General features: G+C 66.2%; 25 protein-coding genes. 9 read left to right on the forward strand and 16 right to left on the reverse strand.

Annotated elements, in window-relative coordinates; all coding sequences use genetic code 11:
- The first annotated feature begins 125 nt into the window (after window positions 1-125).
- The 3 genes from yajC (at window position 126) to secF (ending at window position 3,545) form a co-directional block, all read left to right on the forward strand.
- Window positions 126-452 (forward strand): preprotein translocase subunit YajC, encoded by a 327-nt coding sequence (gene yajC, locus RS901_RS02905; RefSeq protein WP_316151443.1) that lies wholly within the window; start codon window positions 126-128, stop codon window positions 450-452.
- 209 nt (window positions 453-661) lie between these two features.
- A complete protein-coding gene (gene secD / locus RS901_RS02910) occupies window positions 662-2,533 on the forward strand; it encodes a protein translocase subunit SecD (RefSeq protein ID WP_316151444.1) in 1,872 nt (623 codons plus the stop codon).
- A 40-nt stretch (window positions 2,534-2,573) separates the two neighbouring features.
- Window positions 2,574-3,545: a protein translocase subunit SecF gene (gene secF / locus RS901_RS02915; protein ID WP_316151445.1), complete on the forward strand. Its 972-nt coding sequence runs from the start codon at window positions 2,574-2,576 to the stop codon at window positions 3,543-3,545.
- A gap of 73 nt (window positions 3,546-3,618) precedes the next feature.
- Here the strand turns inward: secF and RS901_RS02920 are convergent, their stop codons facing one another.
- The 8 genes from RS901_RS02920 to purB all read right to left on the reverse strand — a co-directional run bounded on the left by RS901_RS02920 (window position 3,619) and on the right by purB (window position 12,385).
- On the reverse strand, window positions 3,619-4,626 hold the full coding sequence (locus RS901_RS02920) for a response regulator (RefSeq protein ID WP_316151446.1): 1,008 nt from the start codon (window positions 4,624-4,626) through the stop codon (window positions 3,619-3,621).
- Window positions 4,623-5,756: a hybrid sensor histidine kinase/response regulator gene (locus RS901_RS02925; protein ID WP_316151447.1), complete on the reverse strand. Its 1,134-nt coding sequence runs from the start codon at window positions 5,754-5,756 to the stop codon at window positions 4,623-4,625. Before RS901_RS02925 ends, RS901_RS02920 begins: the two co-directional genes overlap by 4 nt.
- 6 nt (window positions 5,757-5,762) lie before the next feature.
- Window positions 5,763-7,100 (reverse strand): HAMP domain-containing sensor histidine kinase, encoded by a 1,338-nt coding sequence (locus RS901_RS02930; RefSeq protein WP_316151448.1) that lies wholly within the window; start codon window positions 7,098-7,100, stop codon window positions 5,763-5,765.
- A 5-nt stretch (window positions 7,101-7,105) separates the two neighbouring features.
- The gene (locus tag RS901_RS02935; protein ID WP_316151449.1) at window positions 7,106-8,509 is read right to left on the reverse strand and encodes a class I SAM-dependent methyltransferase; all 1,404 of its coding nucleotides are present in this window, start codon (window positions 8,507-8,509) and stop codon (window positions 7,106-7,108) included.
- Between the two features lie 349 nt (window positions 8,510-8,858).
- Window positions 8,859-9,449 carry a YceI family protein gene (locus RS901_RS02940; RefSeq protein WP_316151450.1) on the reverse strand — a complete coding sequence of 197 codons (591 nt, stop codon included), beginning with the start codon at window positions 9,447-9,449 and terminating at the stop codon, window positions 8,859-8,861.
- Between the two features lie 83 nt (window positions 9,450-9,532).
- Window positions 9,533-10,102 (reverse strand): YceI family protein, encoded by a 570-nt coding sequence (locus tag RS901_RS02945; RefSeq protein ID WP_013957951.1) that lies wholly within the window; start codon window positions 10,100-10,102, stop codon window positions 9,533-9,535.
- A gap of 68 nt (window positions 10,103-10,170) precedes the next feature.
- Complete coding sequence (locus tag RS901_RS02950) at window positions 10,171-10,725, reverse strand: cytochrome b (protein WP_114133767.1); 555 nt, start codon at window positions 10,723-10,725, stop codon at window positions 10,171-10,173.
- Window positions 10,726-11,008: 283 nt separating this feature from the next.
- A complete protein-coding gene (gene purB, locus RS901_RS02955) occupies window positions 11,009-12,385 on the reverse strand; it encodes an adenylosuccinate lyase (RefSeq protein WP_316151452.1) in 1,377 nt (458 codons plus the stop codon).
- A gap of 375 nt (window positions 12,386-12,760) precedes the next feature.
- On the opposite strand from purB, the gene RS901_RS02960 reads away from it, so the two are divergent.
- Window positions 12,761-13,375, forward strand: a complete 615-nt coding sequence (locus tag RS901_RS02960) for a glutathione S-transferase C-terminal domain-containing protein (RefSeq protein WP_316151453.1) — start codon at window positions 12,761-12,763, stop codon at window positions 13,373-13,375.
- Window positions 13,376-13,438: 63 nt separating this feature from the next.
- Here RS901_RS02960 and mnmA read toward each other — a convergent pair whose 3' ends face one another.
- Complete coding sequence (gene mnmA / locus RS901_RS02965; protein ID WP_316151454.1) at window positions 13,439-14,524, reverse strand: tRNA 2-thiouridine(34) synthase MnmA; 1,086 nt, start codon at window positions 14,522-14,524, stop codon at window positions 13,439-13,441.
- Window positions 14,521-15,024, reverse strand: coding sequence for an NUDIX hydrolase (locus RS901_RS02970; protein ID WP_018311492.1), 504 nt, complete (start codon window positions 15,022-15,024; stop codon window positions 14,521-14,523). Before RS901_RS02970 ends, mnmA begins: the two co-directional genes overlap by 4 nt.
- 287 nt (window positions 15,025-15,311) lie before the next feature.
- Between RS901_RS02970 and RS901_RS02975 the strand changes: the two genes are divergently transcribed.
- The 5 genes from RS901_RS02975 (at window position 15,312) to RS901_RS02995 (ending at window position 20,111) form a co-directional block, all read left to right on the forward strand.
- Window positions 15,312-16,433, forward strand: a complete 1,122-nt coding sequence (locus RS901_RS02975; protein WP_316151455.1) for a Re/Si-specific NAD(P)(+) transhydrogenase subunit alpha — start codon at window positions 15,312-15,314, stop codon at window positions 16,431-16,433.
- A gap of 57 nt (window positions 16,434-16,490) precedes the next feature.
- Window positions 16,491-16,853, forward strand: a complete 363-nt coding sequence (gene panD, locus RS901_RS02980; RefSeq protein ID WP_010815077.1) for an aspartate 1-decarboxylase — start codon at window positions 16,491-16,493, stop codon at window positions 16,851-16,853.
- A 174-nt stretch (window positions 16,854-17,027) separates the two neighbouring features.
- Complete coding sequence (locus tag RS901_RS02985; protein WP_316151456.1) at window positions 17,028-17,369, forward strand: NAD(P) transhydrogenase subunit alpha; 342 nt, start codon at window positions 17,028-17,030, stop codon at window positions 17,367-17,369.
- Entirely contained in the window at window positions 17,369-18,841 is a 1,473-nt protein-coding gene (locus RS901_RS02990) for an NAD(P)(+) transhydrogenase (Re/Si-specific) subunit beta (protein ID WP_316151457.1), read from the forward strand. The genes RS901_RS02985 and RS901_RS02990 overlap by 1 nt, the downstream gene beginning before the upstream one ends.
- A gap of 223 nt (window positions 18,842-19,064) precedes the next feature.
- Window positions 19,065-20,111, forward strand: coding sequence for a response regulator (locus tag RS901_RS02995; protein ID WP_010813222.1), 1,047 nt, complete (start codon window positions 19,065-19,067; stop codon window positions 20,109-20,111).
- A 36-nt stretch (window positions 20,112-20,147) separates the two neighbouring features.
- On the opposite strand, the gene RS901_RS03000 is transcribed toward RS901_RS02995, so the two are convergent.
- The 6 genes from RS901_RS03000 to lptE all read right to left on the reverse strand — a co-directional run bounded on the left by RS901_RS03000 (window position 20,148) and on the right by lptE (window position 25,554).
- Window positions 20,148-21,401, reverse strand: coding sequence for a class I SAM-dependent RNA methyltransferase (locus RS901_RS03000; RefSeq protein ID WP_316151458.1), 1,254 nt, complete (start codon window positions 21,399-21,401; stop codon window positions 20,148-20,150).
- A 64-nt stretch (window positions 21,402-21,465) separates the two neighbouring features.
- The gene (locus RS901_RS03005) at window positions 21,466-22,071 is read right to left on the reverse strand and encodes a 2-hydroxychromene-2-carboxylate isomerase (protein ID WP_316151459.1); all 606 of its coding nucleotides are present in this window, start codon (window positions 22,069-22,071) and stop codon (window positions 21,466-21,468) included.
- Between the two features lie 46 nt (window positions 22,072-22,117).
- Window positions 22,118-22,540 (reverse strand): CopD family protein, encoded by a 423-nt coding sequence (locus RS901_RS03010; protein WP_013957963.1) that lies wholly within the window; start codon window positions 22,538-22,540, stop codon window positions 22,118-22,120.
- 53 nt (window positions 22,541-22,593) lie between these two features.
- The gene (locus tag RS901_RS03015; RefSeq protein WP_316151460.1) at window positions 22,594-23,874 is read right to left on the reverse strand and encodes a glutamate-5-semialdehyde dehydrogenase; all 1,281 of its coding nucleotides are present in this window, start codon (window positions 23,872-23,874) and stop codon (window positions 22,594-22,596) included.
- A gap of 88 nt (window positions 23,875-23,962) precedes the next feature.
- Window positions 23,963-25,021 carry a DNA polymerase III subunit delta gene (holA, locus tag RS901_RS03020; protein WP_316151461.1) on the reverse strand — a complete coding sequence of 353 codons (1,059 nt, stop codon included), beginning with the start codon at window positions 25,019-25,021 and terminating at the stop codon, window positions 23,963-23,965.
- A 17-nt stretch (window positions 25,022-25,038) separates the two neighbouring features.
- Window positions 25,039-25,554, reverse strand: a complete 516-nt coding sequence (lptE, locus tag RS901_RS03025) for an LPS assembly lipoprotein LptE (RefSeq protein ID WP_316151462.1) — start codon at window positions 25,552-25,554, stop codon at window positions 25,039-25,041.
- Window positions 25,555-25,558: the final 4 nt, after the last annotated feature.

Raw genomic sequence — 25,558 nt, forward strand, 5'->3', positions numbered from 1 at the left:
CTGCCGCAAGTTGCCCCGGGCGCACCCGAACAAACCCGTATTCCGCCCTAGAATGCCAAGGGCGGGCGGAATGCGAATGGTAGAATGATCGATTATTTGACTGACTTTTGTGACGGAGAAACAACGTGCTGATTTCTAACGCATTTGCCCAGACCGCCGGAGCCGGCGGCGCGGCTGGCGGCCTGATGAGCTTCCTGCCCATCATCCTGATGTTTGGCGTGCTGTGGTTCATCATGATCCGCCCGCAGATGAAGCGCCAGAAGGAAGCCAAGGCAATGCTCGAAGCACTGGCCAAGAACGACGAAGTCGTGACCGCCGGTGGCATCCTGGGCCGCGTGACCAAGGTCACCGACCAGTATGTCGGCCTGGAAATCGCCGCAGGCACTGAAATCACCGTGCAGAAAAGTGCCGTGACCACCGTGCTGCCCAAGGGCTCGCTCAAGGCGCTCTGATCTCCGGATCGCGCGCGCGACTCCCGCCTTTGTCTTTTCCGGCATGCCCGTTCGCGCATGCCCCGGCAGCCGCCTGATCCAGCCCGACGAAGCCCCCGTGGCTTCGATCCGTGGCTGCCAGGCGGCTGTTTGCCAAACCGGTTCGGCCCCGCCGACGTGGTGCGCCACGCCAGCGCCGGCCCCGCCAACCGCTGAATGACTGGCCCGAGATGAATCGTTATCCGCTTTGGAAATACCTCGTGATCCTGGTGGCCCTGGCCATCGGCATCATCTATACCTTGCCGAACTTCTTCGGCGAGGCGCCTGCCGTGCAGGTGTCCTCGGGCAAGGCCACGGTCAAGGTCGACCTGGCGATGCAGAAGCAGGTCGAAGAGATCCTGGCGCAGAACCAGCTGCGGCCTGACGGCGTCTTCTTTGATATTTCCGGCCAGTCCGGCTCGGTCAAGGCGCGCTTCCGCACCACCGACGAGCAGCTCAAGGCCAAGGACGTGCTGTCGCGCACGCTCAACCCCGACGCGACCAACCCCACCTACGTGGTGGCGCTGAACCTGCTGTCGGGCTCGCCGCGCTGGCTGACCGCCATGCACGCGCTGCCGATGTACCTGGGCCTGGACCTGCGCGGCGGCGTGCACTTCCTGCTGCAGGTCGACATGAAGGGCGCCGTCGACAAGAAGCTCGACAGCCTGGGCGGCGACGCGCGCACCCTGCTGCGCGACAAGGGCATCCGCCACGGCGGCATCGACCGCGACGGCGCGCGCCTGACGGTGCGCTTCAACAACGCAGACGACGCCAACCGCGCGCGGCCCATCCTGGCCGACAGCCTGCGCGAAGTGGCCTTCGCCATGGACGGCAACAATATCGTCGGCACCTTCACCGAAGCCGCGCGCAAGGCGGTGCAGGACGCAGCGGTCAAGCAGAACATCACCACGCTGCACAACCGCGTGAACGAGCTTGGCGTGGCCGAGCCGGTCATCCAGCAGCAAGGCGCCGACCGCATCGTGGTGCAGCTGCCGGGCGTGCAGGACACCGCCAAGGCCAAGGACATCATCGGCCGCACCGCCACGCTCGAAGCCCGCCTGGTCGACAACGACGCGCCGCGCAGCCCGCGCCCGGGCGACCCGATCCCGTTCGGCAGCGAGCTTTTCACGCAAGGCAACGGCGCCCCGGTGGTGCTCAAGAAGCAGGTCATCTTCACCGGCGACCGCATTGAAAGCGCCTCGGCCGGCTTCGACCAGAACCAGCATCCTTCGGTCAACATCAAGCTCGACGCCCAGGGCGGCCGCGTGCTGCGCGACGTCTCGCGCGAGAACCTGAAGAAGCCGATGGCGATCGTGCTGTTCGAAAAGGGCAAGGGCGAAGTGCTGACGGTGGCAACCATCCAGTCCGAACTGGGCTCCAGCTTCCAGATCACCGGCTCCTACTCCACCGAAGCCGCCAACGACCTGGCGCTGCTGCTGCGCGCCGGCTCGCTGGCCGCGCCGATGGAGATCATCGAAGAGCGCACCATCGGCCCGTCGCTGGGCGCGGACAACATCCAGAAGGGTTTTGACTCGGTCGCCTACGGCTTTGCCGCCATCGCCGTGTTCATGGTCCTGTACTACATGCTGTTCGGCGTGTTCTCGGTGCTGGCGCTGGGCGTGAACCTGCTGCTGCTGATCGCGGTGCTGTCGATGCTGCAGGCAACGCTGACGCTGCCGGGCATTGCCGCCATCGCGCTGGTGCTGGGCATGGCCATCGACGCCAACGTGCTGATCAACGAGCGCATCCGCGAAGAACTGCGCGCGGGCGCGTCGCCGCAGATGGCGATCGCGGTCGGCTTCGACCGCGCCTGGGCCACCATCCTGGACTCCAACGTGACCACGCTGATCGCCGGCCTGGCACTGCTGGCCTTTGGTTCGGGCCCGGTGCGCGGCTTTGCCGTGGTGCACTGCCTGGGCATCCTGACCTCGATGTTCTCGGCGGTGTTCTTCAACCGCGGCCTGGTCAACCTCTGGTACGGCCGCAAGAAGAAGCTGCAGAGCGTGGCCATCGGCCAGATCTGGAAGCCGGGCAACACCACCGACACGCCGGTCGCCAAGTAAGGCGAGCAGCAACAACTAGCAGTACAGAACAGGATTCAACATGGAATTCTTCCGCATCCGGCGCGACATTCCGTTCATGAAGCACGCGTTGGTCTTCAACGTGATCTCCTTCCTGACGTTTGCCGCGGCCGTGTTCTTCCTCTGGCACAAGGGCCTGCACCTGTCGATCGAATTCACCGGCGGCACGGTGATGGAGGTCAGCTACCAGCAGGCGGCCGACCTGGAAAAGATCCGCGGCCAGGTGGGCAAGCTGGGCTATACCGACGTGCAGGTGCAGAATTTCGGTACCTCGCGCGACGTGATGATCCGCCTGCCGCTGCAGAAGGGCCCGGACGGCAAGCCCGTGACCTCGGCCCAGCAGAGCGAGCAGGTGATGGGCGCGCTGCAGGCCGCCGCGCCTGACGTCAAGCTGCAGCGGGTGGAGTTCGTCGGCCCGCAGGTGGGCAAGGAACTGGCCACCGATGGCCTGCTGGCGTTGCTGTGCGTGGTGGCCGGCATCGTGATCTACCTGTCGTTCCGCTTTGAATGGAAGTTCGCGGTGGCGGGCATCATCGCCAACCTGCACGACGTGGTCATCATCCTGGGCTTCTTCGCCTACTTCCAGTGGGAGTTCTCGCTGTCGGTGCTGGCGGCTGTGCTGGCGGTGCTGGGCTACTCGGTGAATGAATCGGTGGTGATCTTCGACCGGGTCCGAGAGAATTTCCGCAAGTTCCGCAAGATGAGCACGCACGAGGTCATCGACAGCGCGATCACCGGCACCATCTCGCGGACCATCATCACCCACGGCTCGACCCAGATGATGGTGCTGTCGATGTTCTTCTTCGGCGGCCCCACGCTGCACTACTTTGCCCTGGCACTGACGGTCGGCATCTTGTTCGGCATCTACTCGTCGGTGTTCGTGGCCGCGGCGCTGGCGATGTGGCTGGGCGTCAAGCGCGAGGATCTGGTCAAGGGTGAAAAGAAGTCCGACTCGACCGACCGCAACGACCCCAACTACGGCGCGCAGGCCTGACCCCAGCCCTGCCGGCAAAACAGAACGGCGCCCCACGGGGCGCCGTTTTTTATGGCTGTAGGGCCTGCGAAATTCAGGCCGGCATCGAGAACCGCTCGATCCACGCCGCCAGCCGGTCGGCCGCGAAGGCCTCGCTGCGCGGGCATGCGCGGCACACCACGGTATTGCCGTCGCGCGCAAACTGCAGCGCGCCGCCAGCCTCTTCCAGCCACAGCAGGCTGGCCAGCCAGGCCGCGTGCTGCGCCGACACGGGTGCGCCGATCGGCTGCGCGAGGAACTCCGCCAGCGTGGCCGGCGCGGTCCACACCACGGTGTCGCCGTCGCGGCGCACCACCTCGCTGCCCAGCGCATCGACAATCACCGCGGCGGCATCGGCAGCGCCCCGGCCGGCATTGGCGCTGCGCAGGCCCGCCAGGCGCGTGGCCACGGCATGGCCGAAGCTGCCGCTGCGCTCGGCCTCTGCGCGCACCAGGTCGACATAGTCCATGCGCTGCCAGTCCGGCTCGACGCTGCCCGCGCCGGCCAGGTCGACCGCCGCGAGGTAGGTCTCCACCGGCTGGAAACGGCCCGGCCCGATCAGGCTGGCACACAGCGCATGCACCATGCCGATGCGCGAGGCCACGGTCTGGGTCTGCAGCACGGACAGCTTCTCGCGCAGCAGCTGGTCGCGTTCCTTGCGCAGGCCGGCCAGTTCCAGCGCCTGCTTCAACTCCATGCGCAGCGCCGTGATGTCCCACGGCTTCTTGATGTAGCGGTGGATCTGCCCCTGGTTGACCGCCTCGACGGTCTGGTCGAGCTCCGAATACGCGGTGGTCAGGATGCGCACGATATGCGGGTAGCGCTCGCGCGCGTAGCGCAGCAGTTCGTTGCCATGCTCGCCCGGCATGCGCTGGTCGGACACCAGTACCGCCAGGCTGCCTGCGTGGGCGTCGAGCATTGCCTTGCCCTCTTCAACGGAGCCGCCGGTGGCCACCGGTGCCAGCGCCCCGATGGCACGCTGGAAATACTTGACTGCAGTCGCTTCGTCATCGACGAACAGAATCGCCGGGGGTGGTGCCTGCGTGGCATTCGGTTCGGTCATCGGTCACTCCTATGCTTTCGACTCTTGAAACTTGGAAAGTCCAGCGTCACCGTGGTGCCGGCACCGGATGCGGATTCGATCCGGATGCCGCCACCAAACGACTGCATGACGCGGTTGCAAAAAATCATGCCCAGGCCGCTGCCGCCGGCACTGGCGTGGGTGGTGACAGGGTCGACCAGCAGCCGCTCCATCACTTCCGGCGGAATGCCCGGCCCGTTGTCACAGATGCGGATTTCCGGGCGCGGCTGCGCCACCACCACAAAGCGCAACGCCGGCGTGCCGACACCGCGCAGCGCCCGCAGCGCGTTGCTCATCACCGAGGAGAGCACCAGCGCCACGCAGTTGGGCAGCGTCTGCACCGGGAAATCGCCGTGCATCTCCACCTGCACCCAGCTGCGCTGGTCGCCCGCGAACGGGTAGCTGTCCAGCAGCGAAGTGACCAGCGTGCCGGCGCTGACCTCGGTGCCGGCATCGGACCGGGCCGGCATGCTGCCGGCACTGTTGCGCACTGACTGCAGGAACGACGACAGCACCGCCAGGCAATACTGGGCGTTGTCGTACATGGCGCTGGCCGCCTGGCCGATCTCGGCCTGGCGCTGCGCACTGTATTCGCCGGCGACACGGCCGCGGATGCCGTGGGCAAAGTTGGCAATGGCTGCCAGCGGCGTGTTCAGCTCGTGCGCCAGGAAGGCCAGGGTCTCATCGATCGCCATCAATCGGTGCTGGCGCAGGGTGCGTTCGCGGTGGCGCTCGGCGGCGCGTGCCAGCACCTCGCGCAGGTCGGCCACGCTCAGCGGCTTTTCCAGGATGCGGAAGACTTCGCCGCTGTTGACCGTTTCCAGCAGCACGTCCTTGTCGGCATAGGCCGTGACCAGGATGCGCACGATCTGCGGGTATTCCTGCGCCACTTGGCGCAGCAGCTCGCCGCCGTCGCGCCCGGGCATGCGGAAGTCGGTCACCAGCACCGCCACGCGGGCAGGGTCCGCGCGCAGCACCGCCAGGGCCTCGTCGGCGCCGTCTGCCACCAGCACGTCATAGTCGCCGCCGGCGGCCCGGGCGAAATACTTGCGCGCCATCTCCTCGTCGTCGACATAGAGAACGGCAAGCCGTGCCTGCTTCGCTTCGCTCATGGCTGGTTACTCCGCACGCGGCAGGTCGAAGCTGAACGCGGTCCACTGGCCCAGTTCGCTCTCGGCATACAGCTGCCCGCCGTGGCGCTCCACCACCGCGTAGCTGATCGACAGGCCCAGGCCAAGCCCCTGCCCCACCTCGCGCGTGGTGAAGAACGGCTCGAACACGCGCGCCAGGTTTTCCTGGGGGATGCCCGGGCCGTTGTCGCGCACCATGACGTGCAGGCGGTGGTTGTCCCAGCGGGCCGTGGTATGGATCGCGGGCGCGGCCGTGCCCGCCTTGCGCATGGCCAGCGCGGCATTCGAGAACAGGTTGATCAGCACGCCGATGATGGCCGCCTCGTCGCCCAGTACCAGGGTGTCGGCAGGCAGTTCGCGGCTGAGGCTGACGCCGCGCAGCTCATGCGCGGTCAGGCGGACCGATGAATCGAGCGCCTTCTCGAACAGGAACGGCGTGCCTTCCACCTCGGCGCCCGGCTTGCGGTAGGCAAAGGTCTTGAGGTCGGAGACGATATGCTGGATGCGCTGCATCCCCTGCTTGGCGTCGACCAGGCACTCTTCCAGCGAAGGGTTCTCCTTGGCCTGCGGCTCTTCCATCGCCACCTCGATCGCCATCAGGCAGAAGTTGACCGGGTTGTTCACCTCATGCAGCAGCCCGGCCGCCAGCGTACCGATGGCGGCCATCTTCTCCTGCTGCAGCATCTGGCCCTTGATGTCGGCCAGCCGGCGGTTGGTGTCGGCAAGCTCGTCGTTCTTGTGCGCCAGCTCTTCCTTGAGCCGGATCAGGTGGAAGTGGCCGCGCTCGTTCATGAACGTGTAGACCGCGCTGGCCACGATCGAAAACATGATGAACAGCGAATTGACGATGAAGTGCGCACGCTGCGCCAGGCCATCGGGGTGGATCAGGCAGGCGCCGAGGTAGAGCAGGTAAGTGATCACGCCAAAGCCGATGGTCTGCCACAGGCCCATGGGCATGGCGATGCCGACCGCGAAGATCACCAGGTTCAGCCCGGCATAGTAGATGGACGAGGCGCCGTCGGTGGTGGCGATCATCCATGTGATCATCATCTGCGGCAGCAGCAGCCAGGCCAGCGTGAGCGGCTGCACGAAGCGCCGGCCGGCCTGGTTGGCCAGCAGCAGGAAGATCATCCCGATCAGGACCGAGACCACCAGGCGGGCGACAAAGAACTGCAGCTGGTGGCCGGGATAGATCCCGTAGTCGAGCCCGACGCCGGCCATCACCAGCACGATGGCCGTCAGCGCGCCTGCCTTGCTCGAGACCAGGCGAAACTCGCGCAGGTCAGCCTCGTACGGGGAGTACCTGCTCGCAGTCCGTTTCAGCATGGTGGTCAGGCCTTGGCCGGATCAGTCACGATCGCTTCCACAAACACGTTGACGCCGGTCGGGTCGACGTAGGTGCGGCCGTCGCGCGTATTGGACGGCAGCAACGACTGCATGCCGGCCTCATCGCGGTAGATCAGGTACCACTCCAGCATATGTTCCATGCTGTACCGTTCCGGGTTGTCGACGTGGACGTTGGTGGCCAGGATGCGCCCCTCGGGATGGGTGCGCGTGGAGAAATAGCTCAGCAGGCGCGCGCAGACGCGGTCGGACAGGTAGTCGAACAGGCCGGCGCAATAGACCCCGTCAAACTCGCGCAGCGACGGATCGTGGTCGATCCGGCGCTTGAGCAGTTCATGCACCGAGTGGTGGACATATTCCACCTCGATCTTCGCGTTCGCCTTGCGGCAGCTCTCATCGATGCGCTCGCGGGCGTACTCCAGCGTTTCCTGGCTGAAGTCGAGCAGCTGGAACGACAGCCAGTGCGGCTCAGGGTATTCGGTAATGAAGCGGTTGATCTCGACCGCCGGGCCGCAGCCCACGTTGAGCAGCCGGAACGGCTTGCCCGCGGCACGGGCCTGGTCGGCCATGCGCACCAGGAAATCCACCAGCAGGTCGATGCGGTTGCGATGGGCAGCGGCCACGGACGACTGCAGGAACGTTGCGTTGACGATCTGGAAGTAGGTGCTGGGGCCCTGGCGCGGATCCGACAAGATCTGGTTGACCATCTCGTAGTCGCCGGCATATCCCAGCGGCTTGGTATAGGTCCGGAACACGAACGGCGAGCGCAGCAGTAAAGGATGCAGCGCCGCCTGCGTGAAGGTGCGGTGCATCACGGTGTCCTCTTCCGGCACGCGCGCGGCTTCGCCGTCGAGCCGCGCGGAATATTCACGGATCTTCAGTGCGATCGGGGTGGCCAGCTCCTCGAACACGTCCATGCGCAGCGTATCGCCTTCCTTGGGCAGCGTGCTGGTCATATCGACCTGCTCCACCCAGCGCGACACCTCGGACAGGAACGCGCGCATTTCATTGACCACGATCTGGTAGTCGGGCCGGATGTTGAAGCGCTCATTCCAGTCCTGCACGAACCGCTGCGACTCGCGCGCGACCGATTTGGGCTCGTTGTCCAGGTTGCTCAGTTCCAGCCACTCGTCGATCAGCGTCAGCGACACCACCGCGGTCAGGCCGGTGTTCACCAGGCTCATGACCACGGCCTTGCCGAGGTAGGCATTCTTCGAGCCCATGCGGACGCTGAGTTCGCTCAGCACCTCGCTGACCTGCACGATCGAATACGGGTTGTAGATTTCCATCACCAGGGACTTTCTCTGGAGATTGACAATCGTGCCCCGCACCTGCTCGCCCTGCGAGTTGCGGAAACTAACTACCGGATCGATTTGCGTTTTGGAATACACGGTATTGCGCCAGGGAAAACCGAGAAACGCTGCGGGCCATACAGCCAGGGCAGAACGGCCGGGTACAGCATGAGGGGCGAGGAGGTCGCGGGGGCGGCTACCGGTATCGGGACATGCAGCGAATGCTCATAGTGATGCGCTTTAGCCGGTTGCGGGCATGGCTGCCCCCGCCTTGGCAGGAGTAGCAATGCCCCGATCAAGGAGGAATTGCCGCGGGCCATTGTACTGTGCCCGTCGGGGGTCGTACAACCAAGTGCCCTTGCAGGCGCCTGAATGATACCGGACAACAAAAAAGGCCGGCATGGCCGGCCTTGACTGCCTGGAAGCCCGGCGCAGCGGGCTGGCGCGCTCAGTCCGCGCGCACGCCTTCCACCTGGATGGCGAGCTTGACCTCGGGCTTGAAGCCCATTTTCACGCCATAGTCCAGGCCGAAGTCGGCACGGTTGAAATGGCCCACGGCGTCGGCGCCGCAGGCTTCGCGCTTGAGCATCGGGTGCTGGATGCACTTGAAGTCGCGGATTTCCAGCTTGACCGGCTTGGACACGCCGCGCAGCGTCAGCACGCCATCGACCTCGGTCGGCACGTCACCCTTGAACTTGCTGAACTTGCCCTTGTAGCTGGCCTCGGGGAAAGCTTCCACGTCGAACATGTCCGGGCTCTTGGCGTGCTGGTTCAGCTTGGCATTGCCGAAGTCGACCGAAGCCGGGTCGATCTTGACCTCGACGGTGCCGGCCTTGGCGGCACGGTCCAGCGTGACCACGCCGCTGGACTTGTCGAACTTGCCGCGCCAGGTCGACAGGCCGCCCAGGTGGTCGGCCTCGAAGCTCGGGTAGGTGTGGGTCGGATCGAGGTTGTACGTCACGGTATTGGCCGAAGCCACGCCGAAAGCGGCAGTTGCGGAAATGGCCGCGACGGCGGCAACGAGGGAACGCAGTTTCATGGAATCTCCCGACAAATCAGGTTGGGGCGGAACGTTCTCAGGAACGTCGATTGGGTACGTCAGCGGAATACCGGCCTTGCTTGTTACTTCTTGGCCAGCACGATACGGAATTTGATCTGCACGTCATCGGCCACCACGGAAGTGTCCTTCCATTCGCCGTCGCCGATATTGAAGACCGTGCGCTTGATCGGCAGCGCGCCCTCGAACACCTGGACAGCGCCTTCCTGGCGGTAGGTGGCGGGCACCACCACGTCCACGGTCTTGCCCTTGATGGTCAGCTTGCCGGCCACGTCGTATTTGCCCGGCGTGCCGTTCTTGATGCTGGTGGACTGGAACACGGCCTTGGGGTACTTGGCGGCGTCAAACCAGTCCTTGCCCTTCACTTCCTTGGTGGTCTCGGCGTCGCCGATCTCGAAGCTGGACACATCGATCTCGACCTTGGCCGACGAGGTCGCCAGCTTGGCCGGGTCGAAGCTGACCGCGGCATCGAACTTCTTGAACTTGCCTTCCATCGGCACGCCGATCTGGCGCGCGACCGCGGTCACCGAGCTCTTGGCGGCGTCAACCTGTGCCCAGGCCAGGTTGGCGGCGATGCCGGAGGCGGCCAGGACGGCGGCGATGACGAGCGAGCCGCGGCGGGAATTGCGTTTCATCTCAAAAAACTCCTGTCAGGGTCGGCGCAGTGCGCCGCGGTACGGAAAAAGTTGGCCGGGGCGGCGCCTCAGCGCAGGAACGGCAGCATCCGGCCCAGCGTGCCGTCGCGGTCGACGAACTGGTGCTTGACCGCCGCCGCCGCATGGACAACGACCACTGCCGCCATCAGGTAGTTCAGCCAGATATGGACAAATTTCAGTACTTCTTTCAGTTCGTCGTTCTTTTCCAGCAGCGCCGGCATCTTCCACAGGCCCAGGTAGACCACAGGCACGCCCGCGGCCGAGCTGTACAGGTAGCCGCTGATCGGCACGATCACGATCAGCAGGTACAGCAGGTGATGGGCGCCGGCCGCGGCCCTGGCCTGCCAGGCCGGCGTGCCGGGCGCCACCGGCGGTGCCGCATGGGTTGCACGCCACAGCACGCGCAGCACGGCAACCGCGAAGATCGTCACGCCCAGCCACTTGTGCCAGGAGTAGAGCTTGAGCTTGGTCGGCGTCAGCCCCGGAATGCCGGTCATGTACAGGCCGAGCCCGAACGCGGCAAAGATCGCCAGCGCAATGACCCAGTGCAAGGCGATCGCGGTGGCACCGTAGCCGGTGGGGGCATTGGCAGTAGAACGCATCGGATTCCTCTCGCCCGCGCAGGAGCGTTTCACAATTTTGGGGAAGGCACCGGCGGGGGCTGGCCCGCCCGTGCGCTTACGATTCTCGCATTATTGCGGCGGGCTGTGCGCCGATGAAGGACAGTCCTTCATTAAGTTATTCAAATGCTTTGAAGTGACATTCTGTCGCAAGCGGCACAAAGCCGCAGCGGCCTGCCCGCCGAGCTGCGCCAGAAAAGCAAAAAGCCATCCTCGCGGATGGCTTTTGCAGCACGTCGCCCCGGTTCAGGGGCGGAATGTGGCGTCAGATGCGCTCGGCCAGCACCACGGCCTTGCCAATATAGCTGGCGGGCGTCATGTCCAGCAGCAGCTTCTTGGCGTCGTCCGGGATCGCCAGGCCATTGATGAAGGTCTGCAGCGCCTCGCGCGAGATGCCCTTGCCGCGGGTCAGCTCCTTGAGCTGCTCGTACGGGTTGGGCACGCCGAAGCGGCGCATCACGGTCTGCACCGGCTCGGCCAGCACCTCCCAGCAGTTGTCCAGGTCTTCGTCCAGGCGCTCGGGGTTGGTTTCCAGCTTGCCCAGGCCGCGCAGGCAGGCCTCATAGGCCAGCAGGCTGTAGCCGAAGGCCACGCCGATATTGCGCAGCACGGTCGAATCGGTCAGGTCGCGCTGCCAGCGCGACAGCGGCAGCTTCTCGGACAAGTGGCGCAGGACCGCGTTGGCCAGGCCCAGGTTGCCTTCGGAGTTCTCGAAGTCGATCGGGTTGACCTTGTGCGGCATGGTCGACGAGCCGATTTCGCCGGCCTTGGTCTTCTGCTTGAAGTAGCCCAGCGAGATATAGCCCCAGACGTCGCGGTTCAGGTCGAGCAGGATGGTATTAGCGCGGGCGATCGCGTCAAACAGCTCGGCCATGTAGTCGTGCGGCTCGATCTGGATGGTGTACGGGTTGAAGGCCAGGCCCAGGCGGGTCTCGATCACCTGCTTCGAGAAGGCTTCCCAGTCGAAGGTCGGGTAGGCCGACAGGTGGGCGTTGTAGTTGCCCACCGCGCCGTTCATCTTGCCCAGCAGCTCGACCTGCTCGATGCGCTGGATCGCGCGCGCCAGGCGCGCGGCCACGTTGGCCATTTCCTTGCCCAGCGTGGTCGGGCTGGCCGGCTGGCCGTGGGTGCGCGACAGCATCGGCTGCGCGGCATTGAGCTTGGCCAGCTCCACCAGGCGGGCGTGCACACGCTTGAGCGCCGGCACCACCACGGCCTCGCGCGCGCCCTTGAGCATCATGCCGTGCGAGGTGTTGTTGATGTCTTCCGAGGTGCAGGCGAAGTGGATGAACTCGCTGGCGGCTTCCAGTTCGGCGTTGCCCTTGACCTGTTCCTTGAGCCAGTACTCGACCGCCTTGACGTCATGGTTGGTGACGGCTTCGATTTCCTTGATGCGGGCGGCATCGGCCTCGCTGAACTTGTCCACCAGCGCCAGCAGCGCAGCCTCGGAGGCGGCCGAGAACTTCGGCATGTCGGGCAGGCCGGCCCGCGCCAGCGCGATCAGCCAGTGCACCTCGACCTTGACGCGGTTGCGCATGAAAGCGGCCTCGGACAGCCATTCGCGCAACGCATCGGCCTTGGCGGCGTAACGGCCATCGATCGGGGACAGGGCGGTGAGCGGCGAAAGCGAAGAGGTGGTCATGCTGGAAACCGGGAAAAGGGAGGCAATGGAAGAAGGCGACGAACAAGGTGCGCCGCGGGGGCTGGCGCTGTCAGCGTTGGCGGCGGGAAGGATCGAAAAAGCGACTTTATGCGGCCTGATGCGTCCAAAACGCAATGCCGGCAGGCCCGCCGGCGCTGCGCAACGCGGGATTTTACCACCCCTGCCCCGGCTCCGGGCAGCGGTAAAGCGCCGCCGCGGGGCATCGGTGCGCAAGCCCGCATTCGCCATGCACCACGGGTATACTCGCGCACGCCGTTCCAGTAGCCTGTTATGAAGTGCATCGGGCAAGCCGCGTGCCCCACCGCCGCTGCCGCAGAGCGACGATGCACTTCATAACAAGCTCAAGGGGAGAATATGAAGCTGTATGCGTCCCGGACCAGTCCCTACGCGCGCAAGGTGCGCGTGGTGATGGCGGAGAAAAAGATCGAGTGCCAGCTCATCGAAGAGGATGTCTGGTCGCCCGAGACCAGGATCGGCCAGTTCAACCCGCTCGGCAAAGTGCCTTGCCTGGTCATGGAAGACGGCGGCGCGATCTTCGATTCGCGCGTGATCGTCGAATATGTCGACACGTTGACGCCGGTCAGCCGGATGATCCCGCAGGGCGGGCGCGAGCGCCTGGAAGTCCGCTGCTGGGAGGCGCTGGCCGACGGCCTGCTCGACGGTGCGTTGCTGGTGCGCCTGGAGGCAACCCAGCGCGAGCCGCATGAGCGCAGCGAGCGCTGGGTCCAGCGCCAGCGCGGCAAGATCGACGCGGCGCTGGTGGCCATGGCGCACGGCCTGGCCGACCGCCCCTTCTGCACTGGCACGCACTATTCGCTGGCCGACGTGGCGGTGGGCTGCGCGCTGTCCTACCTGGACTTCCGCTTCCCCGAGATCGCCTGGCGCGAGCGCCATCCCAACCTGGCGGCGCTGGAGGAAAAGCTGTCCAAGCGCCAGTCGTTTATTGATACGGAACCGCCGCGCGGCTGATCCGCAGCGGCCGACAAGAAAACACCCGCCTCGAGCGGGTGTTTTTTCGTACTGCTGCAGCGCTTACTGGATGATGCCGCCGCCCAGGCAGATATCGGCGTCATACAGCACCGCCGACTGGCCGGGCGTGACCGCCCATTGCGCCTCGGCAAATCCGAGCGTCAGCACGTCGCCGTCCACCGCCTGCACCGTGCAGGCCGCATCGCTCTGGCGGTAGCGCGTCTTGGCCGCCATTGCCGCGCCCGCGGCAGGCGGCTCGCCGGCCACCCAGGACAGGTCCGACGCGGTCAGCACCGGCGTCAGCAGCCACGGGTGGTCGTGGCCCTGCACCACGTAAAGCGTATTGTTCGCCATATCCTTGCGCGCCACGTACCAGGCATCGCCATTGCCGTCGCGGCTGCCGCCCAGGCCGATGCCCTTGCGCTGGCCCAGCGTGTAGAAGGCCAGGCCGATATGCTCGCCCACGACCTTGCCCTCGGGCGTCTTCATCGGGCCCGGCTTGGTCGGCAGGTAGCGGTTCAGGAAATCGCGGAACGGGCGCTCGCCGATAAAGCAGATGCCGGTGGAGTCCTTCTTTTTCGCGTTCGGCAGGCCGATCTCGGCGGCGATCTCGCGCACGCGCGTCTTGGGGATCTCGCCCAGCGGGAACAGCGTGCGCGACAGCTGCGCCTGGTTCAGCCGGTGCAGGAAGTAGCTCTGGTCCTTGGTATGGTCGAGCGCCTTGAGCAGCTCGAACCGGCCGGCCGCGTTCTGCCGCACGCGCGCATAGTGGCCAGTGGCGATGGTTTCCGCGCCCAACGACATGGCATGGTCAAGGAAGGCCTTGAACTTGATCTCGGCATTGCACAACACGTCCGGGTTGGGCGTGCGGCCGGCGGAGTATTCGCGCAGGAAGTCGGCAAAGACCCGGTCCTTGTACTCGGCGGCAAAGTTGACCGCCTCCACGTCGACGCCGATCAGGTCGGCCACCGACACCACGTCCAGCCAGTCCTGGCGCGTGGAGCAGTACTCGCTGTCGTCATCGTCTTCCCAGTTCTTCATGAACAGGCCGATGACCTCGTAGCCCTGCTGCTTGAGCAGCCATGCGGTCACCGATGAATCGACCCCGCCCGACATGCCCACGACGACACGTTTTCCGGCACCACTCACGGCTGCGCTCCCAGCGGGACGGCCGCGGCCAGCGCCGACGGGTGCGTGTACAAGGCGTCCAGCGCAAAGCGCTTGCCGGCCAGGTAGTCGTTGACGCAGGCCATCACCAGCGGCGAACGGTGGCGCTCCGGGCAGGCGCGCAGTTCTTCCGCGCTCATCCAGACCGTGCGCACGATACCGGTGTCGAGCTGGCGGCCGGCGTCGAGCGACCCGAGGTCGCCGGTAAAGGCAAAGCGCACATAGGTCACATCGGTACCGGTGCGCGACGACAGCGAACGGCCCATGTAGCAGCCCAGCAGCGCGCGGGGCTCAAAGGTGTGCGCGGTTTCTTCCAGAGTTTCGCGGATCACCGCGCGGATCAGGCTCTCGCCCGGGTCCAGGTGCCCGGCGGGCTGGTTCAGGCGCAGCCCGTCGGCGGTTTCCTCTTCGACCAGCAGAAAGCGGCCGCCGCGTTCGATCACGGCGGCAACGGTCACGCTGGCATTCCAGTCACTTGACATGATGCTCAATTTTTAGGCAATCCCGCATTCTACCGGTTGCGGGCCCATCGTGCACCGCCGCCGGCCCGCCATGGCCCCAGGCCGGTGAGCCCGGCTGGTGCTGAAATTCCAGCTGCAACTCCCCCTTTGGCGGTCGCCGCAAAAGCCGACCGGCCGGTCACCATTGAACGTCAGATTCCTGTAAGCTGCGAAAAAATTGTTGCGCTGCGGCTTAAGCCTGCGGCGTGCACGGGCCAGACGTCGGTCCGCCCAACCAGACAAGACGCCAGCTAAAGGAGAAATTGACGATGTACATCGGCATCCCGCAGGAGACGCGGGCCGGCGAGACTCGCGTCGCCGCCACCCCGGAGACAGTCAAGAAGTACGTCGCCCAGGGCCACAAGGTGGTCGTGCAGGCCGGCGCCGGCGTAAGCGCCAGCCAGCCCGACGGCGCGTATGAGACGGTCGGCGCCACCATCGGTACCGCAGCCGAAGCTCTGGGCGCCCAGCTGGTGCTCAAGGTGCGCGCACCGGACGCCGCCGAACTGGCGCAGATGAAGCCAGGCGCCGTACTGGTAGGCATGCTCAATCCCTTCGACGCCGAGAACAACGCGCGCATGTCCGCCGCGAACATCACGGCCTTTGCGCTGGAAGCCGCGCCGCGCACCACGCGCGCGCAGAGCATGGACGTGCTGTCGTCGCAGGCCAACATCGCCGGCTACAAGGCCGTGCTGGTGGCAGCGCACCACTACCAGCGCTTCATGCCGATGCTGATGACCGCCGCCGGCACCGTCAAGGCGGCGCGCGTGCTGATCCTGGGCGCGGGCGTCGCCGGCCTGCAGGCCATCGCCACGGCCAAGCGGCTGGGCGCGGTGATCGAGGCCTCCGATGTGCGCCCCGCGGTCAAGGAGCAGATCGAATCGCTCGGCGCCAAGTTCCTCGACGTGCCCTTCCTCACCGATGAAGAGCGCGAGATCGCCCAGGGCGTGGGCGGCTATGCCCGCCCGATGCCGCCGGACTGGATGAAGCGCCAGGCCGAGCTGGTGCATCAGCGCGCGGTCCAGGCCGACATCGTCATCACCACCGCACTGATCCCGGGCCGCAAGGCGCCGGTGCTGCTGCAGGAAGCCACCGTGGCGCAGATGAAACCGGGCTCGGTGGTGGTGGACCTGGCCGCGGCACAGGGCGGCAACTGCCCGCTGACGGTGGCCGACGAGGTGGTCAACCACAACGGCGTCATCATCATCGGCCACACCAACCTGGCCAGCATGGTCGCGGCCGACGCCTCGGCGCTCTATGCCCGCAACGTGCTGGACTTCCTCAAGCTGGTCGTCGACAAGGACGGCCAGTTCACGCTGAACCTTGAAGACGACATCGTCGCGGCCTGCCTGATGTGCAGGGACGGCCAGGTCGTGCGAGAGGCGGCGTAATTTCCACGGGCGCCGTGCGCCCACTGCTTTTGCATCAAATATAAGGACGTATCACCCATGCAACGCATCATGCTCCGCGCCAAGCTCCACCGCGTCACCGTGACGCAGGCGGACCTCAACTACGAGGGTTCGTGCGGCATCGACCAGGACCTGCTGGACGCTGCCGACATGAAGGAGTTCGAGAAGATCGAGCTGTACAACGTGAACAACGGCGAGCGCTTCTCCACCTACATCATCAAGGGCGAGCGCGGCAGCGGCGAGATCTCGCTGAACGGCGCCGCGGCCCGCCGCGCGCACCTGGGCGACCAGTTGATCATCTGCACCTACGCGCCGATGAGCGACGAGGAAATCGCCGCCTACAAGCCCAAGGTCATCCTGGTGAACGAGAAGAACGGCATCAAGGAAATCAAGAAGTTCTGAGGGTTTGCTCTCCACCCCTCTGCCGCGGGCGGGAGAGGGGTCGCGCAGCTGGTCGCCTAGAGCCATGACCCGCACAGAGGTCTGTCGGCCTGCCTGCGCGGCAGCATCCCGGTCGTTCGCAATACAGCAAAAGACAAGCGGCATCCCGGATTCAAAGCAACGGAGGAGAAGTCGATGGAGATGGTGAACCACACGGTGATCAACCTGATCATCTTCGTGCTGGCGATCTACGTGGGTTACCACGTGGTCTGGACGGTAACGCCAGCCCTGCATACACCCCTGATGGCGGTGACCAACGCGATCTCGGCGATCATCATCGTCGGCGCCATGCTCGCCGCGGGCCTGACCGAAGGCGGCGTCGGGCGCGTGATGGGCACGCTGGCGGTGGCGCTGGCCGCGGTCAATGTGTTCGGCGGCTTCCTGGTCACCCAGCGCATGCTGGAGATGTTCAAGAAGAAAGAACCGAAGGCCAAGGCGCCTGAGGTCAAGCCGGCACTGGCCAAGGAGGGCGCGTGATGACCGGCCTTGTCAGCATGAACCTCGTCACCCTGCTCTACCTGGTGGCCTCGGTCTGCTTTATCCAGTCGCTCAAGGGGCTGTCGCACCCGGCCTCGGCGCGCAAGGGCAATGCCTTCGGCATGATCGGCATGGCGATTGCCGCGGTGACCACGCTGGCCCTGATCATCAAGCTGAAGGATGAATTCCTCTCGGCTGGCACGGCCCAGTCGTCGGTGAGCACGGGCCTGGCGCTGATTTTCGCCGCGCTCGTGGTCGGCGGCGGCATCGGCGCCTACGTGGCGAAGAAAGTGCAGATGACCAAGATGCCCGAGCTGGTCGCGGCGATGCACTCGCTGATCGGCCTGGCCGCGGTGTTCATCGCGGTGGCGGCAGTGGCCGAGCCGGCGGCGTTCGGCATCAGCCCGGCAGGCTCGCACCTGATCCCGCTGGGCAACCGCATCGAGCTCTTCATCGGCTGCTTCGTCGGCGCGATTACGTTCTCGGGCTCGGTGATCGCCTTCGGCAAGCTGGCCGGGCGTTACAAGTTCCGCCTGTTCCAGGGTGCGCCGGTGGTGTTTGCCGGCCAGCACTGGCTGAACCTGCTGCTGGCGGTGGCGATGGTGGGCTTCGGCGTCATCTTCTTCCTGTCGCAGGACTGGCTGCCGTTCCTGATCATGCTGGCGATCGCCTTCGTGCTGGGCGTGCTGATCATCATCCCGATCGGCGGCGCCGACATGCCGGTGGTGGTGTCGATGCTGAACTCGTACTCGGGCTGGGCAGCGGCGGGCATCGGCTTCTCGCTGAACAACCCGATGCTGATCATTGCGGGCTCGCTGGTGGGCTCCTCCGGTGCGATCCTGTCGTACATCATGTGCAAGGCGATGAACCGGTCGTTCTTCAACGTGCTGCTGGGCGGTTTCGGCGGCGCGACAGCGGCGGCGGCAACGGGCGATCAGCAGCAGCGCCCGGTCAAGTCGGGTTCCGCCGACGATGCCGCGTTCCTGATGGGCAACGCCGAGACCGTGATCATCGTGCCGGGCTATGGCCTGGCCGTGGCGCGCGCCCAACACGCGCTCAAGGAACTGACCGAGAAGCTGGCGGAAAAGGGCGTGACCGTGAAGTACGCGATCCACCCGGTGGCAGGCCGCATGCCGGGCCATATGAACGTGCTGCTGGCCGAGGCCGAGGTGCCGTACGACCAGGTCTTCGAGATGGAAGACATCAACAGCGAGTTCGGCCAGGCCGACGTGGTGCTGGTGCTGGGCGCCAACGACGTGGTCAACCCGGCGGCCAAGAACGACCCCCAGTCGCCGATTGCCGGCATGCCGATCCTGGAGGCCTACAAGGCCAAGACCATCATCGTCAACAAGCGCTCCATGGCCGCCGGCTACGCCGGGCTGGACAACGAGCTGTTCTACATGGACAAGACCATGATGGTGTTCGGCGACGCCAAGAAGGTGGTCGAAGACATGTTCAAGGCGGTCGACTAAGGCCGTCCGCGCGCCGCGCGCAGGCCCGGGCCATCCCGGCCCTGCCGCGGGCGCTTCTCCCGCCCGGCGCCCGCCGGGCTCCTCCTGCCGCCGGCCCTGGCTGCAAGGCCTGCCTTGCAAGGCAGCCATGGCGCGCTATACTGGCCTGCGAATGCGCACACCGGCTTGCCGCTTGCGCCACGCCTGTGCCTAACCACTGCGCCGAACCCCTGCCCGCCGCTCCATGACCTTCAACCCGCACGACAGGAACCTGTCGGTCTTCCATCACCCGGTCCTGACCGTCCTGGTCGATGACAGCAAGTCGTTCATCGACAGCCTGGCGTTCCAGATGGATGCCTCGCGCGCCGTGATCACCTTCACCGATCCGCGTGAAGCGCTGCAATGGATCCGCGAGGCCTATGCCACCCGCTTCCCGGGTTTCCTGCCGGTGCGCGTGACGCACGACGACCTGACCTTCCTGACCGAGCGGCGCACCGTGCAGCTCGACATCGACCGCATCTACCGCCAGATCCACGACTTCAAGCGCTTCCTGCAGCCGGGCGTGGTGGTGGTCGACTATTCGATGCCGCAGATGGACGGACTGGAATTCTGCCAGGCGCTGCAGGACCTGCCCTGCAAGACCATCCTGCTGACCGGCACCGCCGACGAGAGCATCGCCGTGCAAGGCTTCAACCACGGGCTGATCGACCGCTACGTGAAGAAGCATGAAAGCAATATGGTCGAGCGGCTGGACCAGGAAATCGAGGCCATGCAGCAGGCGTACTTCGCCACGCTGTCGCGCACGCTGCGCGAGCTGCTGACGCGGCATTCGTTCTCGTTCCTGTCCGATCCGGCCATCACCGAGCGCGTGCGCCAGCTCATCGCGCGCTATGGCTTTGTCGAGTACTACCTGTACCCCAACCCGGCCGGCATCCTGCTGCTGACCGCGCAGGGCCACGCCACGCTGATGGTGATCGAGACCCGCGCGGGGCTGATGAGCCAGGTGGAATCAGCCGAGGCCTACGACGCCCCCGCGGCGCTGATCGAAGGCCTGCGCGAAGGCCGGCTGGTGCCGTTCTTCTGGCCCGGCAACGGCATGTACACGCCGGCGTGCGTGGACTGGGAACAATACTGCCTGCCGGCCGAGCGCTGCGAAGGCAATGAAGAATTCATCTATGCGCTGTTCGACCTGCCGCGCCACCTGCTGCAGGAGCCGGTGGTCAGCCTGCAGGGCTTCCTGGCGGACTTCAGCCGCAATCCGGACGCGCTGACGGGGCGCAAGCGCCCCTGACCCAGCCGCCCAGCGGCTCCGGCGCCGCAGGCGCCGTCAGTCCGCCTGCGCCGCGCGGTTGGCGCCGCGCACCATGTCGAAGCGGAACAGCCGGCATTCGATATTGCCGTTGTAGAGCGGCGTGCGGCGCGACTCCTTGAGCCGCAGCCGGCGCGGGAAGCCCATGTCGCCGGTAAACACCCACGCCTGCCAGCCCGCGAAATGCTGCTTGAGCGTGGTGGCAAAGGCACTGGCGAACTGGTTGGCAGCGGCCTCTTCCACCTCGTCGCGCGGCATCTCTTCCTCTGGCAGGCGGCGCTGGCCGCGCACCGCGATCCGCTCGCCGTACGGGGGATTCATCAACAGCAAACCCGGCTCTTCAAAAGGCGGCTGCACGAAGCGCGCATCCACCTGCTTGGTGCGCGCCTCGCCCGGCAGGCCGGCACGCTCCCAGTTGGCGCGCGTGATGGCCAGCATGTCGGTGGAGATGTCCGAACCCACCACCTGCAGCTCATCGGCCGAGGCCAGCATGCGGGCGCGCTGCGCGTCCGACTTCAGCTTCTGCCAGGCCTTGGTGTCCATGCCCTTGAGCCATTCGAAGGCAAAGCTGCGGCTGCCGCCCGGCGCGATGCCCAGCGCCACCTGCGCGGCCTCGATCAGGAAGGTGCCGCTGCCGCACATCGGGTCGTAGAAGGGCCGGAAGGTCTGCCCCGGCACCCAGCCCGCCAGGCGCAGGATGCCGGCGGCCAGGTTTTCCTTCAGCGGCGCCTCGCCCTTCTCGGTGCGCCAGCCGCGCTTGAACAGGGGCTCGCCGGTGGTGTCGAGGTACAGCGTGCAGTCATGCTCGGTCAAATGGGCATAGATACGCACATCCGGGCTGGCGGTATCGACGCTCGGGCGCGCGCCCAGGCGCTCGCGCAGGGCATCGCAGACCCCGTCTTTGACGCGCAGCGCGGTGAAATTCAGGCTGCGCAGCGGCGACTTGTGCGACGTGATATCCACGCGCAGCGATTCATCGGGCGAAAACCACTGCTCCCAGCGCACGCCGCGCGCCAGCGTATAGATGTCGTCTTCATGCCGGTAGCCGCGCGCGGCCACGCGCATCAGCACCCGGCTGGCAATGCGCGAATGCAGGTTGACCGCATAGGCGGCAGCCATCTCGCCCGAGAAATTGACTCCGCCCGGCACTTCCTGGCGCACCGTGAACGGCGCCAGCGCGGCCATGCCCGGCATTGCGGCGATCTCACGCAGTTCTTCGGCGAGCGCGCTCTCCAGGCCGCGCGGGCAAGGGGCAAAGAAGGCTTGGGTCATGTGTTGGGTATCCTGCAAACAAAAACGTCCGCCGTGGCGGACGGGGATCTATCCGAAGCTTAGCTCAAGCCGCCGCCAGGGCGCGCTCGAGGAAATCCAGCCGGTCCTGGCCCCAGAAGGGCTGGCCGTCATGGACGTACCACGGTGCGCCGAACACGCCGGCCGAAATCGCGTCCTGGGTGTTCTGCGCATAGGCCGCCTGCACCGACTGCGCCTCGCTGGCCTTGAGCAGGCTGGCGCCGTCCAGGCCCGCCTCGTCGGCGATCTGCGCCAGCGTGGCGGCATCGGCGATATTGCGCTGCTGCGCCCACACTGCCGCGCCGATGGCGCCGGTCAGCTGCATCGCGCGGGCGGTGCCGTGCGCCAGCTGCGCCGCGATGATCAGCTTGCTGGCCGCGTCGCCCGATACCGGGAAATACGTCGGCTGCGGATGCAGCGGCAGGTCCAGGAATTCGCTCCAGCGCGCCAGCTCCACCAGGCGGTAGGCCTGGCGCTGGGGCGGGCGCTGCGACAGCGGCAGCCCGCCGGAGACGGAAAACACCTTGCCCAGGTCGCACGGCTTCAGGTTCACCTGCGCGCCATGGCGCCCGGCGATCGCGGTGAAGCGGGCATGGCCCAGGTAGACGAACGGCGACTGCGGCGTCAGGTAATAGTCAACCAGCTTGCTCATCTCGATTTTCGCAACAGGATTGGCAACAACAGACCGGGCGCCAGGCTCAGAACGGCTTGACGACCACCAGGATCACCACCGCCAGCAGCACCAGCACCGGCAGCTCATTGAACCAGCGATAAAACTTGTGCGAGCGCGTATTGCGCCCCGCCTCGAACTTGCGCAGCAGCACGCCGCAGCCGTGGTGGTAGCCGATCAGCACCAGCACCAGCGCCAGCTTGGCATGCATCCAGCCCTGCCCCGCGCCGCGGCCGATGCCGTAGCCCAGGTACAGCCACAGCCCGAACACCACCGCCGGCACCGCCAGCATGGTCATGAAGCGGAACAGCTTGCGCGCCATCAGCAACAGGCGCTGCGTGCTGGCGGCGTCGGTTTCCATGGCCAGGTTGACGAAGATGCGCGGCAGGTAGAACAGGCCGGCGAACCACGAAACCACGAAGACGATATGCAGCGCTTTGACCCAGAGCATCGGCAGGCAGGCGTGTAAGGACGATTGTTATTGTTGGGCGCTGTCGGTATGGGTCAGGTGCGGATCTCTCCGTGTCCAAACACCACGTACTTGAGCGAGGTCAGCCCTTCCAGCCCGACCGGCCCGCGTGCGTGCAGCTTGTCGTTGGAGATGCCGATCTCGGCGCCCAGGCCGTACTCGAAACCATCGGCAAAGCGGGTCGAGGCATTGATCATTACGCTGGCCGAATCGACCTCGCGGATAAAGCGCATGCCCGTCGAGTAGTTCTCGGTAATGATCGAATCGGTATGGTGCGAGCCGTATTCGTTGATATGGGCGACGGCCTCGTCAAGTCCGGCCACGGTCTTGATGGCGAGGATCGGCGCCAGGTATTCCAGGCGCCAGTCTTCCTCCGCGGCATCGACCAGGCCGGTGAAGCCCGCCGCTTCCAGCGTGGCGCGGGTGGCCGGGCACACGCGCAACTCGACGCCCTTCTCCTGGTAGATGCGGCACAGCGGCGGCAGCGCGGCGGCGGCGATGTCCTGCGACACCAGCAGCGTCTCCATGGTGTTGCACGGCGCATAGCGCTGGGTCTTGGCGTTGTCGCAGACGCGCACGGCGCGGTCCAGGTCGGCATCGGCGTCGATATAGACGTGGCAGATGCCGTCCAGGTGCTTGATCATCGGCACGCGCGCTTCTTCCATCAGCCGCGCGATCAGGCTCTTGCCGCCGCGCGGCACGATCACGTCGACGTATTCGGTCATGGTGATGAGACGGCCCACGGCAGCGCGGTCAGTGGTCTCGATCACCTGCACCGCCTCGGACGGCAGGCCGGCCGCGGACAGGCCCTCGGCCACCAGCGCCGCCAGCGCGGTGTTGGATTCGATCGCCTCGGAACCGCCGCGCAGGATGGTGGCGTTGCCCGACTTCAGGCACAGCGCCGCGGCGTCGATGGTCACGTTCGGGCGCGACTCGTAGATGATGCCGATCACGCCCAGCGGCACGCGCATCTGGCCAACCTGGATGCCGGTCGGGCGGAACTTCATGTTCGAGATCTCGCCGATCGGGTCAGCCAGCGCGGCGATCTGCTCCAGGCCCGCGGCCATGGTGGCGATGGCCTTGTCCGACAGCGTCAGGCGGTCGATAAAGGCGGCGTCCTGGCCGTTGGCGCTGGCGCGTTCAACGTCACGCGCGTTGACCGCCTTGAGCTTGTCGGCATCGCGGCGGATGGCCGCGGCGATAGTCAGCAGCGCACGGTTCTTGTCGGCCGTGGAGGCACGCGCCATGGCGCGCGACGCGGCGCGGGCCTGGCGGCCGACGCGGTCCATGTATTGGTTGAGGTCGAGCTCGTTCATGTCAGTGGCCCTGGGGTGGTGGCCGTCAGTGTGTTTTCCGTCCCCCCGCCGCACGCGGCGGGGGGAGCAAACCTGTGGAGTTGCGCGTTCAGCGCGCGATCATCAGGGCAAGCTGCTGCAGCCCGTCCCATGGTTCCGCCGGCAGCGGGCTGCCGCCCGGCGGCGGCAGGTCCGACAGGCCCTTGACCTGGCGGTCCAGCCGCGCCGCCAGCGCCAGCGCCGCGTCCAGCCTTGGCTGCGCCAGGCGCTGCGCGGCCTGCGGCACCAGCCGCTCGCGCGGGCCCCAGACGCGCAGCTCGCGCATCAGCACGCCCGCCGGCTTGCCGGCCGCCAGCCCTTGCCGGACCTTGGATAATACGCGAATTTCCTCAGTCAGCGCCCACAGCACCAGCACCGTGGCCTCGCCCTCGCCGCGCAGCCCTTCGAGCATGCGCACCAGCCGCGGCACGTCGCCGGAGAGCATCGATTCAGACAGCTTGAACACGTCGTAGCGGGCCACGTTCAGCACCGCATCGTGCACCTGGTCGAAGGTGAGCTCGCCGGGCGGGTACAGCAGCCCCAGCTTCTGGATTTCCTGGTGCGCCGCCAGCAGGTTGCCCTCGACCTTGTCGGCGATGAACTGCAGCGCACGCCGGCCCGGCTCGCCGCCCTCGACACGCTGCTGCTGCAGCGACAGCCGCTCGCCGACCCAGGCCGGCAGCCGGGTGCGGTCCACGGAGTCGACCTTGATCGACACGCCGGCGCCTTCCAGTGCCTGGAACCAGGCCGACTTGGACGCGGCAAAATCCAGCCGCGGCAGCGTCACCAGCAGCACCACGTCGGGCGACGGCTGGGCGGCCACGGCGCGCAGCGCCTCGCCGCCGTCCTTGCCGGGCTTGCCCGACGGAATGCGGAGTTCAACGATCTTGCGGTCGCCAAAGAGCGACATCGACTGCTGCGCCTCGACCAGCTGGCCCCAGTGGAAGCCGCGCTCGGCCGCCAGCACGTCGCGCTCGGAGAAGCCGGCTTCGCGCGCCGCGGCGCGCAGGCGGTCGACGGCTTCCAGCACCAGCAGGTGTTCGTCGCCATGCACCACGTACAGCGGCGCCAGGCCCTTGGCCTTTGCCTGCCGCAGGTGTGCGTCGAGCCCGTCGAGCTTGAGCTGCATGCCGTATGCCTGCCCGCTCAGATGGCCTTGACGGCGGCCAGCCGGCGCATCAGCTGCTGCACGATATCGCGCTGCATGTCGCGGTACAGCTGCTGCTCTTCGTAGTCCTTGGCCAGCGTGTTGGCTTCGTTGTAGGTCAGGTCGCGCGTCAGCACCAGCTGCGACGGCGGGATCAGTTCATTGCCGGCGGCGTCGCGCAGGCGGAAGGTGAAGCGCTGGGTCAGGCGGTACTCGCGCACCACGCCGGTGGTGGTGATCGACAGGATGGACTTGGTACGGGTGTCCTGCAGCACGTCCAGCAGCGCGTCGGCCTCCTTCTGGTCGACCACCACCTGGGTGTCGGAGCCGCCGCGGATGGCGCGGCGCAGGTCGGCGCCCATCAGCGAATTGGCCGGGATCCCGATATAGAGCCGCTTGAAGGCGAAATCCGAGTTGCCGCGCATGTGGAAGCCGCAGCCGGCCAGCAGGCCCGTTGCCGGCACCGCCAGCATTGCCGCGAGCACCTTGCGGCGCCCCATGTTCAGTCGCTTCATTCTT

The organism is Cupriavidus sp. BIC8F, assembly GCF_032465815.1.
Taxonomy (GTDB): Bacteria; Pseudomonadota; Gammaproteobacteria; order Burkholderiales; family Burkholderiaceae; genus Cupriavidus; species Cupriavidus necator.

What these genes read in the sequence shown, in the direction of transcription:
- secD (WP_316151444.1), top strand. Translation starts at nt 662, where the DNA reads ATGAATCGTTATCCGCTTTGGAAATACCTCGTGATCCTGGTGGCCCTG.
- secF (WP_316151445.1), top strand. Translation starts at nt 2,574, where the DNA reads ATGGAATTCTTCCGCATCCGGCGCGACATTCCGTTCATGAAGCACGCG.
- RS901_RS02920 (WP_316151446.1), bottom strand. Translation starts at nt 4,626, where the DNA reads ATGACCGAACCGAATGCCACGCAGGCACCACCCCCGGCGATTCTGTTC.
- RS901_RS02925 (WP_316151447.1), bottom strand. Translation starts at nt 5,756, where the DNA reads ATGAGCGAAGCGAAGCAGGCACGGCTTGCCGTTCTCTATGTCGACGAC.
- RS901_RS02930 (WP_316151448.1), bottom strand. Translation starts at nt 7,100, where the DNA reads ATGCTGAAACGGACTGCGAGCAGGTACTCCCCGTACGAGGCTGACCTG.
- RS901_RS02940 (WP_316151450.1), bottom strand. Translation starts at nt 9,449, where the DNA reads ATGAAACTGCGTTCCCTCGTTGCCGCCGTCGCGGCCATTTCCGCAACT.
- RS901_RS02945 (WP_013957951.1), bottom strand. Translation starts at nt 10,102, where the DNA reads ATGAAACGCAATTCCCGCCGCGGCTCGCTCGTCATCGCCGCCGTCCTG.
- RS901_RS02950 (WP_114133767.1), bottom strand. Translation starts at nt 10,725, where the DNA reads ATGCGTTCTACTGCCAATGCCCCCACCGGCTACGGTGCCACCGCGATC.
- purB (WP_316151452.1), bottom strand. Translation starts at nt 12,385, where the DNA reads ATGACCACCTCTTCGCTTTCGCCGCTCACCGCCCTGTCCCCGATCGAT.
- RS901_RS02960 (WP_316151453.1), top strand. Translation starts at nt 12,761, where the DNA reads ATGAAGCTGTATGCGTCCCGGACCAGTCCCTACGCGCGCAAGGTGCGC.
- RS901_RS02970 (WP_018311492.1), bottom strand. Translation starts at nt 15,024, where the DNA reads ATGTCAAGTGACTGGAATGCCAGCGTGACCGTTGCCGCCGTGATCGAA.
- RS901_RS02975 (WP_316151455.1), top strand. Translation starts at nt 15,312, where the DNA reads ATGTACATCGGCATCCCGCAGGAGACGCGGGCCGGCGAGACTCGCGTC.
- panD (WP_010815077.1), top strand. Translation starts at nt 16,491, where the DNA reads ATGCAACGCATCATGCTCCGCGCCAAGCTCCACCGCGTCACCGTGACG.
- RS901_RS02985 (WP_316151456.1), top strand. Translation starts at nt 17,028, where the DNA reads ATGGAGATGGTGAACCACACGGTGATCAACCTGATCATCTTCGTGCTG.
- RS901_RS02990 (WP_316151457.1), top strand. Translation starts at nt 17,369, where the DNA reads ATGACCGGCCTTGTCAGCATGAACCTCGTCACCCTGCTCTACCTGGTG.
- RS901_RS02995 (WP_010813222.1), top strand. Translation starts at nt 19,065, where the DNA reads ATGACCTTCAACCCGCACGACAGGAACCTGTCGGTCTTCCATCACCCG.
- RS901_RS03000 (WP_316151458.1), bottom strand. Translation starts at nt 21,401, where the DNA reads ATGACCCAAGCCTTCTTTGCCCCTTGCCCGCGCGGCCTGGAGAGCGCG.
- RS901_RS03005 (WP_316151459.1), bottom strand. Translation starts at nt 22,071, where the DNA reads ATGAGCAAGCTGGTTGACTATTACCTGACGCCGCAGTCGCCGTTCGTC.
- RS901_RS03010 (WP_013957963.1), bottom strand. Translation starts at nt 22,540, where the DNA reads ATGCTCTGGGTCAAAGCGCTGCATATCGTCTTCGTGGTTTCGTGGTTC.
- RS901_RS03015 (WP_316151460.1), bottom strand. Translation starts at nt 23,874, where the DNA reads ATGAACGAGCTCGACCTCAACCAATACATGGACCGCGTCGGCCGCCAG.
- holA (WP_316151461.1), bottom strand. Translation starts at nt 25,021, where the DNA reads ATGCAGCTCAAGCTCGACGGGCTCGACGCACACCTGCGGCAGGCAAAG.
- lptE (WP_316151462.1), bottom strand. Translation starts at nt 25,554, where the DNA reads ATGAAGCGACTGAACATGGGGCGCCGCAAGGTGCTCGCGGCAATGCTG.